The sequence below is a fragment of the Blastococcus tunisiensis genome, from assembly GCF_900112815.1.
Classification (GTDB): Bacteria; Actinomycetota; Actinomycetes; order Mycobacteriales; family Geodermatophilaceae; genus Blastococcus_B; species Blastococcus_B tunisiensis.
In genome coordinates this window covers 17,510-33,338 of record NZ_FOND01000030.1, presented here as the reverse complement: position 1 = coordinate 33,338, position 15,829 = coordinate 17,510, and the positions used below count along the sequence as shown (strand labels likewise).

General features: G+C 71.8%; 12 protein-coding genes. All 12 read right to left on the bottom strand.

Annotated elements, in window-relative coordinates; all coding sequences use genetic code 11:
• Positions 1 to 14 precede the first annotated feature (14 nt).
• The 12 genes from BM142_RS23065 to BM142_RS23010 all read right to left on the bottom strand — a co-directional run bounded on the left by BM142_RS23065 (position 15) and on the right by BM142_RS23010 (position 15,544).
• A complete protein-coding gene (locus BM142_RS23065) occupies positions 15 to 1,307 on the bottom strand; it encodes a C-glycoside deglycosidase beta subunit domain-containing protein (protein WP_092203712.1) in 1,293 nt (430 codons plus the stop codon).
• A 3-nt stretch (positions 1,308 to 1,310) separates the two neighbouring features.
• Positions 1,311 to 2,855, bottom strand: coding sequence for a GMC oxidoreductase (locus tag BM142_RS23060; protein WP_092203710.1), 1,545 nt, complete (start codon positions 2,853 to 2,855; stop codon positions 1,311 to 1,313).
• A gap of 40 nt (positions 2,856 to 2,895) precedes the next feature.
• Positions 2,896 to 3,975 carry a Gfo/Idh/MocA family protein gene (locus tag BM142_RS23055; RefSeq protein WP_092203708.1) on the bottom strand — a complete coding sequence of 360 codons (1,080 nt, stop codon included), beginning with the start codon at positions 3,973 to 3,975 and terminating at the stop codon, positions 2,896 to 2,898.
• A gap of 61 nt (positions 3,976 to 4,036) precedes the next feature.
• Positions 4,037 to 4,900: an ATP-binding cassette domain-containing protein gene (locus BM142_RS23050; protein ID WP_092203706.1), complete on the bottom strand. Its 864-nt coding sequence runs from the start codon at positions 4,898 to 4,900 to the stop codon at positions 4,037 to 4,039.
• Entirely contained in the window at positions 4,897 to 6,741 is a 1,845-nt protein-coding gene (locus BM142_RS23045) for a dipeptide/oligopeptide/nickel ABC transporter permease/ATP-binding protein (protein ID WP_092203704.1), read from the bottom strand. Before BM142_RS23045 ends, BM142_RS23050 begins: the two co-directional genes overlap by 4 nt.
• Complete coding sequence (locus BM142_RS23040) at positions 6,738 to 7,679, bottom strand: ABC transporter permease (protein ID WP_092203731.1); 942 nt, start codon at positions 7,677 to 7,679, stop codon at positions 6,738 to 6,740. Before BM142_RS23040 ends, BM142_RS23045 begins: the two co-directional genes overlap by 4 nt.
• A gap of 76 nt (positions 7,680 to 7,755) precedes the next feature.
• Positions 7,756 to 9,294, bottom strand: a complete 1,539-nt coding sequence (locus BM142_RS23035; RefSeq protein WP_092203702.1) for an ABC transporter substrate-binding protein — start codon at positions 9,292 to 9,294, stop codon at positions 7,756 to 7,758.
• 162 nt (positions 9,295 to 9,456) lie between these two features.
• On the bottom strand, positions 9,457 to 10,716 hold the full coding sequence (locus tag BM142_RS23030; RefSeq protein WP_092203700.1) for an ROK family protein: 1,260 nt from the start codon (positions 10,714 to 10,716) through the stop codon (positions 9,457 to 9,459).
• A 160-nt stretch (positions 10,717 to 10,876) separates the two neighbouring features.
• On the bottom strand, positions 10,877 to 12,352 hold the full coding sequence (locus BM142_RS23025) for an MFS transporter (RefSeq protein WP_217640854.1): 1,476 nt from the start codon (positions 12,350 to 12,352) through the stop codon (positions 10,877 to 10,879).
• 67 nt (positions 12,353 to 12,419) lie between these two features.
• Entirely contained in the window at positions 12,420 to 13,460 is a 1,041-nt protein-coding gene (locus BM142_RS23020) for a zinc-dependent dehydrogenase (RefSeq protein WP_092203698.1), read from the bottom strand.
• 87 nt (positions 13,461 to 13,547) lie between these two features.
• Positions 13,548 to 13,982, bottom strand: a complete 435-nt coding sequence (locus BM142_RS23015) for a PTS mannitol transporter subunit IIA (protein ID WP_092203696.1) — start codon at positions 13,980 to 13,982, stop codon at positions 13,548 to 13,550.
• Between the two features lie 65 nt (positions 13,983 to 14,047).
• On the bottom strand, positions 14,048 to 15,544 hold the full coding sequence (locus tag BM142_RS23010) for a PTS mannitol transporter subunit IIBC (protein ID WP_217640853.1): 1,497 nt from the start codon (positions 15,542 to 15,544) through the stop codon (positions 14,048 to 14,050).
• Positions 15,545 to 15,829: the final 285 nt, after the last annotated feature.

Here is a 15,829-nt window from a genome sequence, read left to right as displayed (position 1 = left end):
GGGCCGGGTCCCGGTCACCGGCGGGCCGCGAGAGAGCGGATCAGCGCGTGCTGCCGGCGGACCTGGTCCGCTCCGCGGTAGGCGTCCCGCCGTCCCTCGTACTCGCTGGACAGCCAGCCTGACCAGCCGTTGTCCTGCAGGGTCGTGATGATCTCGGCCCAGGGGACGTGCAGGTCGTGCAGGTCGTCGTCGACCTCGGCGAACTTCGCCTGGATGAAGTGCACGTGCGGCAGCACCTCGACGAGGTCCGACATCGGCACGGCAAGCGGACGCAGGTGCATGGGGATCTCGCCGTCCTCCACCTCGATCTCCTCGGACAGCTCGAGGACCGGTGCGGTGTTGAAGATCCCGGTGTCGACGAGCAGCTTGAAGTGCTCGGTGCCGCTCTTCTCGATGAAGTCGACGTAGGCCTGGGTGACCGGGTGCTTGATCGGGGTCGGCGCGTGGATCTCCGGGCAGATGACGACGTCGAGTTCCGCGGCCAGGTCGAGGGACCGCTCGACCGCCTCCTGCCAGATGGGATGGGGCTCCAGGTCCCAGGAGACGACACCGAACTTCGGCCGCACCGAGCTGAACCCGAGCTCCTTGGCCAGGCGCAGGTCCTGCCGGATCTGCGCGGCGCCCTCCTCGGCGGTGAGGCTCCGGTCCCGCCACATCTCGGTGTCCACCCAGGACCCGTAGTTCGTGGCGGTCAGGCCGTACGTCTCCAGCAGGCCGTGCCAGGTGTCGACCCACGCGGCATCGGGCTCGGGGTAGTTCGGGATGTTGCCCTCGCCGAGGATCTCGATGCCGGTGGCACCCATGTCCGCGACATCGGCCAGCACGTCCTCGAGGGTCATCAGCGTGTAGATGTCACCGGTGTAGCTGTAGGTGGAGACACCGAACTTCAATCCGCCCCCCGGCGCCGGCGGCACGATGACGCCTGTCGCGGCCGCGGTGAACGTCGTCCGGGACACCGCGGGCGGGAAGTAGGGCCGACGCAGGTGCACGACCACCTCGATCCGGTGCACCCCCGTGGTGAGCCCGCCGGGCTTCGGCACGGTGATGACGACGGGCTCATCGAGCTGCCACCTGACGTCGGTCGAGGCGCGGAGCTCGTCGAGGGTGAGAGTTCGGCCCTGGATCGTCCACAGCGGCACGTGGTCGGGGACGCGTTCGCCGTCGACGACCACCTCGACGCCGTCGAGCAGGCTGCCGGCGGTGCCCCGGTAGTTGGGCTGGCGCAGCTGGAGCTGGAAGCCGGTCACCCGGCCACCGTCGACGACGTTCCGGAAGCCCCGGCCCTGGATCACGTTGCGGTCGAGCATGGCTCAGTTCCTCTCGGTCAGGCGGTCGGCGATGTCGCGGGCCCCGCCGACGGCGAGCGCGACGGACGTGAGGGTCGGGTTGCAGGCGATGGCGGTGGGGATGACGCCGTTGCCGGCGACGTAGAGGCCGTCGACGTCCCACACCTGGGAGGTCGGCGAGCAGACCGACGTCCCGTCGTCGGCCTCCCCCATCCGGACGGTGCCCTGGTAGTGCAGGGATGCGCCCGGTGGGAAGGTCAGCGGCTCCCGGTCGTCCAGCGGCTCGCCCAGGGCGGCCGCCGCCCGCTTGACCGCCTCGCGGGACGCGGCGATGGAGGCGTGGTCGGCGTCGGTCAGCCGGTAGTGGATGCGCATCGCCGGCATGCCGTAGGGGTCGACGTCGGCCTCGTCGAACTCGACGCGGTCGGATTCCTGGACGTCCTTGGCGCAGAACCAGCCGAGCCCGACGATCGTCCCGGGAGTGGGCTCGTCGTCGTCGGCCAGCGGCACCGGTGAGGCGTCCAGCTGCATGACCTGCCCGTGGAAGGGTTCCTCGTCGGTGAAGGGCACCCAGCTGACGCCGCTCTGCGGCACGATCTCCGGCTCGTCGCGGGGGTCGACCTGCGTCTCGGCCCCCGGCGTCACGTCGCGCAGCCGGACGGCGTAGACGGTCTGCGGCTGGTCGTTCAGGTACCGGCCGAGTGCACGGGGCCGGACCCCCGACGCCCACAGCAGCTGCGGCGTGCGCAGGGCGTCGGCCGCGACGACGACGAAGCGTGCACGGACGACGTGCTCGTCACCCGTCCGCTGATCCCGCACGCGCACACCCCCGGCCCGGCCGTCCACGACGATCACCTCCGTGACCAGGGCCTCGGGCACGAGCGTGAAGTTCGGGTTGGCGCGCGTCGGCTCGCCGAAGACGACGTCGGACCCGGACCAGGTCACCCGCCCGTCCTCGTGGCGGATCACGGCCAGCGGCATCGGTGCGACCCGGCGGTCGTCGTCCCGGCCGTCGTCGAGTGCGCCGCTCAGGCGTTTCCTGACCTCGTCGGCGAACGGTGCGTCGTCGAACGCGTGCGTCGCGACGTTCAGCAGCCGCTCCCCCACGGCCAGCAGGTCGTCGAGCCCGTCCACGAAGCCGATGCGCTCGCTCCCGCCGGGGCGCGGGCACGCCCCGGTCCAGTGGGCGCCCATGCCGCCGACGTTGCTCGACATGGCCGCGCCGGGCAGGCCGTCCTCGCCGTCCTGCCGGTAGCCGTCGGCGAGCAGGAAGGTGCCGGGGCGGACCAGCCGCGGCGCCTCGTCCGCGTAGCCGTCCATCGTGTCGGTCGACGTGGCATCGGCCGACGGCGCCGGCCCCTCCGAGAGCCGCTGCGCGCGGGCCCGCTCGGCCGGGTCGGCGATGTTCTTGACGTGCACGCCCGGCGGATCGGCCAGCAGCGGTCCGACCTCGAAGGTCGCGACCGTCGCCGAGGGGCACCGCTCGCTGAGGATCCGGGCGTACGCCGCCCCGCACGGCCCGCTGCCGACGATGGCCACGTCGACGGAGTCGGGAAAGGTCCTGATCATGGGGCTGCTGTCTTCCTGTGGGGAGCGGTCGGCGAGGTGGTCACGGGGCGACGTCGACCCAGGTGCTGGAACGGGAGGATTCGAGGACCGCCTGCGTGATCCGGGCGGCGCGGAGCCCGTCGTCGAACGTCGGCAACCCGTCGGGGCGGTCGCCTGCGACGGCGGCGTAGGTGTCGGCCACGAAGGCGTCGAAGCAGTCCTGGTAGCCCTGGGGGTGGCCGGCCGGGACGACGGTGTACCGCGCAGCGCCGGAGTGCTCGCTCGAGCCCCGCAGCAGCTGGCGGTTCACCTCGCGGCCACCGATCCACAGCGACTCGGGGTTCTCCTGGTCGAAGCACAGGGACTCGGTGCTGCCGTCGACCGAGAACCACAGCCGGTTCTTCCGACCCGGGCTCACCTGGCTGACCGTCAGGTTGCCGACTGCGCCACCGTCGGTCTCGAAGAGCACCACGCCGGCGTCCTCGGTCGTCACCCGGCGGCCACCGCGCTCGGGCACCGCGACGACGGTGCGCGCGGCGACCCGCGTGATCCGGTGCCCGGAGACGAACTCCACGAGGTCGCACCAGTGCACGCCGATGTCGGCGAACGCCCGGGACGCCCCACCGGCAGCCGCGTCGACCCGCCAGTTGTCGTCGGTGTCCTCGGCGAGCCAGTCCTGCAGGTACGAGCCGTGCAGCAGGCGCACCGGACCCGACGACCCGTCGGCGACGCGGGCCCGGGCCTCGCGGACCATCGGGTAGAAGCGGTAGACGAACGGGACCGTCGCCGTCACCCCCGCGTCGGCCGCGAGCCGGACGAGCTCCTGGGCCTCGTCGGCGTCGACGGCCAGCGGCTTCTCGCACACGACGTGCTTCCCCGCGGCGATCACCTCCCGGACGAGAGGGGCGTGGGTGGCGTTCGGCGTGCAGACGTGGACGACGTCCACCCCGCCGTCCGCGAGCAGCTCCTCGACCGAGTCGGCGGCGCGCTCGGCACCGAGCTGCTCGGCGCCGGCGCGGGAGGACTCCCGCGACGACCCGACGACCCCGGCGACCACTCCGCCGTTGCGGCGGACGGCGCGGGCGTGCACGGTGCCCATGAATCCGGTGCCGACGATGCCGGCGCGGACGCGATCGGACATGCGTCCTCCTCTCGTGGTGGACGTGGTGGGAACGGAAGGCCGCGACGGCGCGACCCGTGGATCAGGACCCGGCGGGGCCTGCAGCCGCCTGCGCGGCGAGGAAGCGGTGACGTTCGGCGCGCCGCTCGGCCTGGCGGCGCGGGTGCGGGACCGGCGCGGCGAGGAGCAGCCGCCGCGTGTAGGCGTGCTCGGGCGTCGTCGTGACCCGGGTCGCGTCGCCGGTCTCCACCAGTTCGCCGCGGTACATGACGGCGACCCGATGGCTGACGTGCCGCACCACGGACAGGTCGTGCGTGATGAACAGGTAGGCGACACCGGTGCGCTGCTGGATCTCGATGAAGAGGTCGAGCACCCGGGACTGGGTCGAGAGGTCCAGGGCGCTCACCGGCTCGTCACAGACGATGAGCTTCGGGTCCCGGGTCAGCGCACGGGCGATGGCGATCCGTTGCCGCTGACCGCCCGAGAACTCGCGCGGGAGGCGCTGCCCGGCGTCGACCGGGAGGTGGACCGCGTCGAGGAGCGACCTGACCCGGCGACCGGCCTCGGCGCGCGCGGTGCCGGTGACCAGCAGCGGCTCGGTGAGGATGTCCTCGACGGTCTTGGCGGGATTCAGCGAGGAGTAGGGGTCCTGGAAGACGACCTGGATGTCCTTGCTGAGCGCGCGGCGCTCCCGCTTGCCCAGGCGGGAGATGTCCCGGTCCTGGAAGCGGATCTCACCACCGGTGACCGGCGCGAGGCCCAGGATGGCCCGGCCGAGCGTCGTCTTGCCCGAGCCGGACTCGCCGACCAGGCCGACGGTCTCCCCCGGGCCGATGTCCAGCGAGACGCCCCGGAGGACGCGGATGGGCTGCTGCCGCCACCCCTTGACCGGGTAGTCGACGACCACCCGGTCGGCGACGAGCAGCGGCTCCTGGACGGCGGTCATCGGGGGCCTCCGGACGAGGAGAGGGGCAGCGGCTCGGGCTCGTCGGGATCCGGTACCGCCGGCGGCAGGTCCTGGCGCGACGGGCTGTTCTCGAGCGTGGAAGAGAGCAGCATGCGGGTGTACTCGTGCTCAGGGGCGTCGAAGAGCCGGCCGGCCGGCGCCTCCTCGACGATGCGCCCTTCCTGCATCACGGCCACGGTGTCGCACAGGTCGGCGACCACCCCGAAGTCGTGGGTCACCAGCACCACGCCGAGGTCGCGCTCCGCGACCAGGCTGCGCAGGAGGTCGAGCACCTCGGCCTGCACGGTGACGTCGAGCGCCGTCGTGGGCTCGTCCGCGATGAGCAGCTCGGGGTCGCACGAGACGGCGCCGGCGATCAGCACCCGCTGCGCCATCCCGCCCGAGATCTCGTGGGGGTAGGAGTCGAACACCCGTCCCGGGTCCTGGATGCCGACCCGCGCCAGCAGGTCCAGGGCACGCCGGCGCGCCTCGGCCCGCGACAGCCCCAGGTGGTGCCGCATGGGTTCGGTGAGCTGGCTGCCGATGCGGAAGGACGGGACGAGGTTCGACATCGGCTCCTGCGGGATGTAGCCGATCCGCCGCCCGCGCAGCCGGTTGCGCTCCGCCGGGGACAGGCGCTGCAGATCGGTCCCGTCGAAGGTCAGCCGCTCCGCGGAGGTGCGCGCCGTGGGCGGCAGCAGCCCGAGGACGGCGAACGCCGTCTGCGACTTGCCCGACCCCGACTCGCCCACCAGTCCCAGCACCTCACCGCGCCGGAGGGCCAGCGAGACCCCCCGCACGACCTCGCTCACGCTGCCGTCGCCCTTCGGGTAGCTCACGCGGAGGTCCTGCACGGCGAGCAGCGCGTCCCCGGGCGGCTCCGACACGACCGGGGCGGGCACGTCCGAATCCGGTGCCGCCACGACCGTCGCGCGACGGCGCACGCGCGGCATCCGACCGCCGACGCCGAGGGCGTCGCGCAGCGCGTTGCCGAGCAGGCTGAAGGCGGTGACCGTGAGCACGATGGCCAGGCCGGGGAAGAGCAGGAGCCGAGGCTCGGCGTAGATGTTCTGGAAGGCGTCACTGAGCATCCCGCCCCAGCTCGCCTGGTTGGGCGACCCGAGCCCGAGGAACTCCAGACCCGCCTGGATGACGATGGCGATGCCCAGCAACTGCGACGCCTGGATGACGGTCGGCGCGATCACCACGGGGAGGACGTGCCGCCGCATGATCCGACCGTCGCTCAGCCCGGAGACCCGCGCCGCGTCGACGAACAGCTCCTCGCGGACCGCCAGCACCGACGCGCGCACCAGGCGGAACACACCCGGCGCGATGATCACGCCGAACACCGCCATGCCCAGCTCCGTGCTGCGGCCGAACTGGGCCAGCACGACCAGCAGGACGATGATCGCCGGCAGCGCCATCAGCAGGTTCGCGATCCAACTGGCGACCGCGTCGAACCGGCCCCGGTAGTAGCCGGCGACGATCCCCGCCGGCAGACCGAGGGCGAGGGACACCACCACGACGATGACCCCGCCGACGATGCTGGTGCGGGCGCCGTAGAGGAGCTGCGCGAGCACGTCCCGGCCGATCCCGTCCGTGCCGAGAAGGTTGGCACCGCCCATCGGCGCCAGCGCGTTGGTGATCTGCGACGCCGTGGGGCTGGCCGAGGTGAGCAGCGGCGCGAGCGCGGCGAGCAGTGCGACCAGCAGCACCCACACGAGGGCGACGACCGCGACGGGGCTCCGCAGGAGCCGCCGGACGGCGCCCTGGCGGGGAGGCGAGGCGACGGCGTCGACGGGCGCAGGGCCGGCCGGGCCGCTGTCGGAGAGGACGCTCATGCGAGACGCACCTTCGGGTTGAGCCAGCCCAGGGCCAGGTCGAGGAGCAGGTTGACCGCCACCACGACCACGACGGCCAGGACGACGATGCCGAGGACGAGCGGGACGTCGCCCTGCCCGGCGGCGGCCGTGGCGCGCTCGCCGAGGCCGTTGAGGCCGAACACCTTCTCGATCACGACGGCGCCGCTGATCAGCGCGATGAACTGGAGGGAGAGCACCGTGAGCGAGGCGGGGGCGGCGTTCCGGAGGGCGTGCTTCAGCAGCACGCTCCGCGTCGGCAGGCCGCGGCTGCGCAGCGTGCGCACGTAGTCCTGCTGGAGGACGTCGATCATGGAGCCGCGGGTCTGGGTGGCCACGGTCGCGATCGCACCGATGGCCAGGGCGACGGCCGGCAACGTGATGGAGGCCAGCCACCTCCCGGGGTCCTCGCCGAACGGCGTGTAGCCCAGCGCGGGGAAGATCCCCAGTTGGACGGCGAAGACCAGGGCGAGCACCATGCCGATGAGGAAGTTGGGGACCGCGAAGGCGACGATCGAGACGCCTTGCAGCAGGCTGTCCAGCCAGCCACCGCGCACGGCGGCCACCACGCCCAGGACGATGCTGACCGCGGCGGTCAGCACGATGGCGGCGAGGACCAGTGAGAGCGACACGGGCAGCGCGTCGGCGACGAGCCGGCTCACCGGCTGGTTGGTGAACCAGGAGGCCCCGAGGTCACCCCGCAGCGCGCTCGTGAACCAGTCCCAGTACCGCTCGAGGACGGGGCGGTCCAGACCGAGCTCCCGGGTCTTGGCCGCGATCTCGTCGGGGCCCGCCTGGGGACCGAGGATCCGCCGCGCCGGATCCGAGCCGGTCAGGGTGGTCAGGAAGAAGACCAGCGTCGCGGCGACCCACACCAGTGCGATACCGGCGCCGATGCGGCGGAGAAGGAAGAGGAGCACGATCGGCCTCCGGTTGAGCGGGATCGGTACCGGGAGGCCCGTGGCCGCGGATCGCTCCGCGGCCACGGGCCGGCGATCAGCTGCTCGACGGCCCGATGTTGGCCAGGGGGGGCACGCTCACGCCCTGCACCGGCTCGACCCCGATGCCCTCGCCCGTGACGTATCCGACCTCGCCGGCGACCCACGGGGCGAACCAGGCCTGCTCGACGAGGAAGGCGTTCAGTTCCTGGAGGGCCGCCTCCTGCTCGTCACCGGTCGCGCTACCGGCCCGTGCGATGAGTTCGTCGAGCTCCGGGTCCGCGGTCTTGAAGGGGTTGAACGGCGACTGCTGGGTGAGCGCCAGCCCGATCATCTCGAAGGGCGACCCGGTGGTCAGGTTGAACCAGTTGACCGGCCACTGCCCGCCGATGATGCTGCCGACGTACTGGTCGCCGGTGATCGGCTCGAAGGTGACCGTGATGTCGATCGCGGCGAGCGCCTCGGTGAGCGCAGCCTGCTCGTCGGGAGCCACCGGGGAGGCGTCCGGCATGCTCATCGTGAAGCCGTCGGCGTAGCCGGCCTCCGCCATGAGCTCCTCCGCCTTCTCGACGTCGTACTCGTACGTGCCCTCCAGCGACTCGTCGTAGGCAGGCGAGCTGGGGCCGAACATCTGGACGGTGGGCTGCCCGAGGCCACCCTTGACCACGTCGACGATCGTCTCGCGGTCCATGGCGTGGTTGATGGCCTGGCGGACGCGGACGTCGCCGAGCGCCGGCACCAGAGCGCCGTCGCGGTCCCACAGGTAGAGACCCTCGATGCCGCCGCTCGTGTAGGTGGTCACGTCCAGGCCCGCCTGCTCCGCACCGGACACCCCGTCACTCGTGGACACCGCGATGCCGTCGATCTCGCCGGATCGCAGCCCGTTGAGGGTGGCCGTGGTGTCGTCGAGGAACCGGATCTCGAGCGAGTCGTACGGGTACTCCTCGGCGTTCCAGTAGTCCTCGTTGCGCGTGTAGGCGTAGGTGCTGCCCGGCGTCGTGGCGTCCTGGTCCAGCACGTAAGGGCCGGAGCCGACCGGGTTGGTGCTGAGGTCTGCGTTGCCCAGGGCGTCGGGGCTGGCCATGTAGCCGGTGCTGCGCGCCAGCGCCTGCGGCAGCGAGGGGTCGGGCCGGCTGAGCACGATGTCGGCGTGCGTCGCGTCGACGACCTCGACGCTCTCGACGGCGCGGAGCGCCGAACCGGCCTCGCCGGTCTTCGTCTTGGCCAGCTCGAGGTTGGCCTTGACCGCCTCGGCGTCGAACGCGGCGCCGTCGGTGAAGGTGACGTCGTCCCGGAGCGTGAGGCTCAGCCGGGTACCGGTCTCGTCGTAGCTCCACTCGGTCACGAGGTTCGGGACCGGCTGCCCGTCGGCGTCGAGGTTGAGCAGCTTGTCGTAGACCGCCTGGTAGTAGTGGTCCTCCGGGCCGCTGCTGGCCATCTCGCCGATGGCGAACGAGGCGGGCGGCGTGATGGCGGCGAGCGTGAGGTCGTCGGTGCTGCCGCCGCCGGAGCCGGTGGCACCGTCGGAGGACCCGCCGCAGGCGGCGGTGAGGAGCAGGGCGGAGGCGGCCGTGGCCGCGACGAGGGACCTTCGCATGGGAACTCCAGAGACGTCGGGACCGGCTGTGGGTCCCGGGGCGGCGCAGGCCGCAGTGGCGGAGGAACGAGCAGGAGGCTCCGGTCTGGAGCACACGGTGGTTCTGTGGGGCGGGTCACGCCCTGGGGATGACTTTAGTGCCGTTGGCACATATGTCAACCCTCACATCGCAAGCGCACGCTGCAGAGGCGCGGCGTGCCCGACGGGCGACCCGTCCTCGATCCAGATGCCCACGGATTCGGGGGCGAACAGCTGCTCGATGGCGAGGATCGCGGCACCGGTCACGCCCTCGCGGAAATCCAGCGACGCCGGCCGAACGGTCAGCCGCTGCCGGGCCAGCTTGGTGGCGCGGCCGCGCACCGTCTCCTCGAAGGCGCGCACGACCGACTCCCCGACCCGGAGGGCGCCGCCGCCGAGGACCACCGTCCCCGGATTGAGGAAGTTGACGACGCCGGCCACAGTGGTGCCGATGACCCGGGTGCCGCGCAGCGTCTCCGCCGACGCGAGTGGATCGCCGTCCCGGGCCGCCAGGCCGACGTCCTGGGAGGTCAGGTGGCCTCGCTGGGCCAGGCGGGCAGCCAGGACGGGGCTCTCGGCGGCGCGCGCGGTGAGCCGGTGGACCAGGCCCCAGCCGCCCGTCACGGCCTCCAGGCACCCGGTCTGACCGCACCGGCACACGACGGACGGGTCGTCGGTGACCTGGATGTGGCCGATGTCCCCGGCCGCGCCGGTGTCGCCGCGGAAGACCGTGCCCTTCGACACCAGTCCGGCCCCGACACCCTCGTCCACGAAGACGTAGAGCAGGTCACGGCCGTCCCGGGGTGTGCCCTTGTGCCACTCGCCGAGCGCCATGAGGTTGACGTCGTTGTCGACCCAGACGGGCGCGTCGTACCGGTCCCGGAGCCAGGCCCGAACGCTGCAGCCGTCCCAGCCCGGCATGATCGGCGGGTCGACCAGGCGGCCGGTCGCGAAGTCGACCGGCCCGGCCACGCCGATGCCGAAGGCCCACGGCTCGGTGCGCGTCTTCCGCGCGAGGCGGACGAACAGCGCATCGAGGAGCTCGAGGGTCTCCTCGGGCCGCTCCGCGGCGTTCCAGTCCTCGTGCAGCGAGGCGATCAGCGTGCCGTCGAGAGTCGCGACGGCGGCCGTCATCTCGGTGGCACCGATCATCCCGGCGTAGACGTGTCCCGCCTCCGAGCGGAAACGCAGCAGCCGGGACGGCCGCCCACCCGCCGACGGGGCGAGCTCACCGTCCTCGAGCAGCCCGGCGTCGATGGCCTGCTGCACCCGCTGGGCCACCAGCTTCCGCCCGAGGCCGGTCTCCTGCTCCAGCGCCGGCCGGGTCACGGCCCGTCCGGTCCGGACGAGGTTGATCAGCCGCCCGTGGATGAACGCCTCCTGGGGCGAGGTGATCGCCGTCACGTCGGTCTCCCAAAGGCGTCGATGGGGGCGCTTGTGCGCCGTCAGGACATAAGTTACGGGTTTGCGTGGCCTTCATGCACGCGACGGGGGCAATCCGCCCCATCTTTCTCGAGGCAGCACACCGTCTCGCCGAGATGGCCGACGACGGGTCCCGGGCGCGTCAGGGGGCCTCCGTCCCTCGCCGGTGCACCCGCCGGTCGACCACGACGTCGACGACCGCGATCACCAGGGCCGCGACGACGAAACCGGTGGCGACGAGCATCCCGTGGTCGAAGGCGCTGGCGAAATCGCCGTCGGTGGCGGCGACCCGGGCGAAGAAGACCGATCCCACGGCGGCGATGCCCACCGCCGCGCCGATGCGCTGGCCGACCTGCAGCAGACCTCCGGCGGTGCCGGCGCGCGCCACCGGCACCTGCGAGAGCGTGAGCGCCTGGTTGGGCGAGATGACCAGACCGGCGCCGAGCCCGCCGATCAGCAGCGGCGCCAGGGTCGCCCAGCCGGTGCCGCGTTCGGGCACCAGCCACACCGCGACCACGGCGCCGACGAAGCCGATCACCACCAGCAGCAGCCCGGACGCGACCAGGGCCCGTCCGAAGCGGTGCACGATCCGCCCGCCGAAGGCGGCGCCGACCGCCGAGCCCACGGCGAACGGGGTGATCGCGAGCCCGGCCTCGAGGGCGCTGTAGCCGAGGCCGGTCTGGAGGAACAGGGTGAACACGAAGAACAGCGGGGTGAAGCCGGCGAAGAAGAGCGTGATCATCGCCGCCCCGAACGACCAGGAGCGCAGCCGGAACAGCACGAGGTCGACCAGCGGCTCCCTGCCGCGCCGTGCGTAGCGGATCTCCCAGGCGACGAACGCCGCGAGCAGCAGGAGGGCCAGCGGGATCAGCAGCCACTTCGCCGAGCCCTGCCACTGCCGTTCCTGCACCAGCGGCAGCAGGAGGGCGACGATGCCGGCACCCAGCAGGACGACGCCCAGCGGGTCGTAGTCGTGCCGCTCCCGCGAGGGATCCGGCTCCGGCAGCAGCCGCCACGCGAGCGGGATCGCGGCCAGGCCGATCGGCAGGTTGATGAAGAAGACCCACCGCCAGCCCTGGTCGGGCCCGAAGACGGCGATCAGCGCCCCGCCGAGCAGCGGGCCGACCGCCGTCGACACACCGATGACCGTGCCGAAGAGCCCGAAGGCCGTCCCGCGTTCCCGGCCGCGGAACAGCTGCTGGATGAGCGCGCTGATCTGCGGGGTGAGCAGCCCGCCGGCCAGGCCCTGGACCAACCGGGCGATCACCAGGGTCAGGCTGGTCGGCGCCAGACCGCAGGCCAGCGACGCCAGGGAGAACAGGGCCAGGGCGGTGATGAACATGGTGCGCCGGCCACGGACGTCCCCGACCCGGCCGGCCGGCACGAGCAGCAGCCCGAAGGTCAGCGCGTAGCCGGACACGACCCACTGCAGCTCGCTCTCCGAGGCCTGCAGCCCGTCGCGGATGGACGGCAGGGCCACGTTCACGATCGAGACGTCGAGCAGCACCATGAAGCCGCCGACGAGACAGACCGCCAGTGCCTTCCACCGCCGCGGGTCCGGCTGGTCCTCACCCCCGTCGCGGGCGTGCCCGTCCGAGACCTGCTGCGTTCCTGCCACCGAGTCCCTCTCCCCGACCACGTTCCGGGTCGGGGCTACCCGGCGTTGCGCGAGGCAACCGATCGGCTCAGGGTTCGATGGTGACCTTGATCGCCTCGCCCTTCGCGACGATGTCGAAGGCCTCCAGCGCCCGGTCGAGCGGCAGGCGGGCGGTGATCAGGTCCTTGACGGGCACCTTGCCGGTGGAGATGTACTCCAGCGCCCGCTTGTTGTGCTCGGGTGCCGACCCGTTCGCCCCCATGATCATCAGCTCCCGGTAGTGGACCAGGTTGGAGTCGCACTGGATGTAGGGGTTGGTCTTCGGCAGGCCGCCGAAGAAGGAGATCCGCCCCCGCCGCGCCGCCATCCGGATCGCCTGCTCCTGGGCGACGTTCGCGGCGGTGGCCGTGATGACGACGTCCGCCCCGCGGCCGTCGGTCAGCTGCATCACGTGGTCGACGACGTCGACCTCGCTGCCGTTGATGACCTCGTCGGGCTGGACGGCGTCGGCGGACATCTTCAGCCGCTCGGCGTTGACGTCGATGAGGAAGACCCGGCTCGCGCCGTTGGCCCGGGCCAGCCGGATGTGGATGCAGCCGATCGGCCCGGCCCCGAAGACGACGACGGTGTCGCCGTCGCCCACCGAGATCAGCTCCTGCGCGTTGATGGCGCAGGCGAACGGCTCGGCCACCGACGCCTCGTCGAAGCCGATGTCGTCCGGGATCCGGTTGAGCCCGTCGACCTGCAGCACCTGCCGGGGCACTATCAGGTACTCGGCGAACCCGCCCTCGTACTGGTAGCCGACCGACGTCTGGTTCTGGCAGACCGCCATCCAGCCCTTCCGGCACTCGTAGCAGACCCCGCAGGGCACCGCCGCAATCACCTGGGCGCGGTCACCGACGGACCAGCCGCTGACCTCCGCCCCGACCTCGACGACCTCCCCGGCGACCTCGTGGCCCATGATCCGCGGCGGGGTGATGTTCTGGTGCCCGTTGTTGAAGATCTTCACGTCGGTGCCGCAGGTGGAGCAGTTGCGCACCCGGAGCTTCACCTCGTCCGGCCCGCACTCGGGTTCGGGGACGTCCTCGATACGGACGTCCTTCGGCGCGTAGAAGCGCAGGACCTTCATGTGCTCGTGTTCCTCTCCTGGTGACGTTCTCCGGACGGCCACCGATCTGCGCCGGTCGTGCGGGGCGCGGACGGACGGTGGCCGGTGCTACTCGTTGACGGCCTGCAGCAGGTCGTACAGCTCGTCGGCCGAGCCGGCGGCGAGCAGCTTGTCGACCTCGTCGGCGTCGGAGAAGACGATGGCGATCTTCCCGAGGATCTCCAGGTGCCCGTTGTCGACGCCGGCGATCCCGACGGCGAAGCGCACCTCCTTGCCGTCCCAGTCGATGGGCGCGTCGTACCGGACGACGGAGATGGCCGACCGGCCGATGGCGTCCTTGGCCTCGTTCGTGCCGTGCGGGATGGCGAGGTAGTTGCCCATGTAGGTGGACACCGACTTCTCGCGCTCGAACATGGCGTCCACGTAGGCGGGTGCCACCGCCCCGGCGTCCACCAGGATCTGGCCGGCCTCCCGGATGGCGTCGTCCTTGTTGGTGGCCGCGCCGGAGACCGAGATCTGGGACCGGGTCAGTACGTCGCTCATGCAAACCCCCTGGGGATGGTGCCGGCCGGCCGGCGCCCGTGCGGGCGCCGGCCGGCCGGGTCGGGTCAACGCGGGGACGGGACGTCCTGGGCGTTGGTCGTCCTCAGCTCCTCGACGATGGCGTCGTACTGGGGGCTGTTCATGAAGTTGTCCACGGACACGTGCTGCGCGGACGGCGCCATCGACCGCGCCCGGGGCGTCAGGTCCTGGTGGGTGACCACCAGGTCGACGTCGTCGGTGAGGTTGGCGATGGCCACGTTCTGCACCTCGACCTCCGCGAAGCCCGCCTTCCTGATCTTGTTGCGGAGCACCGAGGCGCCCATCGCGCTGGACCCCATGCCGGCGTCGCAGGCGAAGAGGATGCGGTTGATCGGCGCGCGGGCAGCGGCGTCGCGGGGTGCGACCCCGGCGGCCTCCACCTCGTCCCCGGCGGCCGCCTCGGCCGTCGTGAGCGATCCGGCGACGGAGCTCTTCCGGCCCTTCAGGCCCTCCATCTCGGCGGTCGCCTCCGCGAGGTCGCCGTCCTTGTCACGCGTGACCTTGAGCAGGAAGGCGCAGACGACGAAGGAGGTCGCGGCGGCCAGGGTCACGGACAGGATCACGCCGACGAAGCTGTCGCCCGGGGTCTGCGCCAGCACGGCGATGATCGAGCCCGGGGCGGCCGGTGCGCGCAGGCCGGCGTCGAAGACGACGAGCGTCCCGATGCCCACCATGCCGCCGGCGATCATGCCCAGCAGCAGGACCGGCTTCATGAGGACGAACGGGAAGTAGATCTCGTGGATGCCGCCGAAGAAGTGGATGACCGCCGCCCCCGGCGCGGTGGCCCGCGCCATCCCCTTGCCGAAGAACGTGTAGGCCAGCAGCAGGCCCAGACCGGGACCGGGGTTGGCCTCGAGCAGGAAGAGGATCGAGGCGCCGCTCTCCGCGGCCTGCTGAACGCCGAGCGGGGTGAGCACCCCGTGGTTGATGGCGTTGTTGAGGAACAGCACCTTGGCCGGCTCGATGATGATGCTGGCCAGCGGCAGCACCCCGTTGTCGACGAGCCAGTCCACCCCGTTGCCCAGCCCGCGGGAGATCGCCTCGATCACCGGCCCGAAGGCGAAGAAGCCGGCGACGGCGAGGGCGGCCGCGACGATGCCGGCGGAGAAGTTGTTCACCAGCATCTCGAAGCCGGGCTTGATCTTGCCGTCCCAGAGCTTGTCGATCTGCTTCATCACCCACGCCGACAGTGGCGCCATGATCAGCGCACCCAGGAACATCGGCTGGTCGGTGCTGACGATGACGCCCATGGTGGCCACGACGGCGACGACGGCACCGCGCACGCCGTAGACCATCCGCCCGCCCTGCGCCGCGATGAGCAGCGGGAGCATGAACCGGATCATCGGGCCGACGAGGCCGATGTTCGGCTCCCCGGCGTCGTTCTCGCCGAAGCCCCCGATGCCCCCGACGGGGAACGGGCCCTTCTCGATGAACAGCGCCGTGATGATGCCCCAGGCGATGAAGGCTGCGATGTTCGGCATGATCATCCCGGACAGGAACGTGCCGACCTTCTGCACCGCCACCCGGGCGCCTGATCGCTGTGTCGGTGCTGTCGTTGATGCACTCACTGGCTTTCCTCCCGATGGGACGGACGGACACCCGGGTCGCGCTCGGCCGGGCCGGCCGAGGCGTGCGCCGGCCGCAGAGGCCCACATCCACCTGGTACGCACTCGTCGTGGGGATCTCACGGCATCAGCTCGTCGCGACGTGACCAGAGTCACGCACGGGCGGGTATCTTGTCAACGGAATCCCACGTGAAGCCACAGAACCACGAGCGTGTGCCACAGAACCGGGCATGCGTCGGCGCC

Excerpts from the sequence above, each read along its gene's own strand:
- BM142_RS23065 (WP_092203712.1), bottom strand. The coding sequence starts at position 1,307 with ATGCTCGACCGCAACGTGATCCAGGGCCGGGGCTTCCGGAACGTCGTC.
- BM142_RS23060 (WP_092203710.1), bottom strand. The coding sequence starts at position 2,855 with ATGATCAGGACCTTTCCCGACTCCGTCGACGTGGCCATCGTCGGCAGC.
- BM142_RS23055 (WP_092203708.1), bottom strand. The coding sequence starts at position 3,975 with ATGTCCGATCGCGTCCGCGCCGGCATCGTCGGCACCGGATTCATGGGC.
- BM142_RS23050 (WP_092203706.1), bottom strand. The coding sequence starts at position 4,900 with ATGACCGCCGTCCAGGAGCCGCTGCTCGTCGCCGACCGGGTGGTCGTC.
- BM142_RS23045 (WP_092203704.1), bottom strand. The coding sequence starts at position 6,741 with ATGAGCGTCCTCTCCGACAGCGGCCCGGCCGGCCCTGCGCCCGTCGAC.
- BM142_RS23035 (WP_092203702.1), bottom strand. The coding sequence starts at position 9,294 with ATGCGAAGGTCCCTCGTCGCGGCCACGGCCGCCTCCGCCCTGCTCCTC.
- BM142_RS23020 (WP_092203698.1), bottom strand. The coding sequence starts at position 13,460 with ATGAAGGTCCTGCGCTTCTACGCGCCGAAGGACGTCCGTATCGAGGAC.
- BM142_RS23015 (WP_092203696.1), bottom strand. The coding sequence starts at position 13,982 with ATGAGCGACGTACTGACCCGGTCCCAGATCTCGGTCTCCGGCGCGGCC.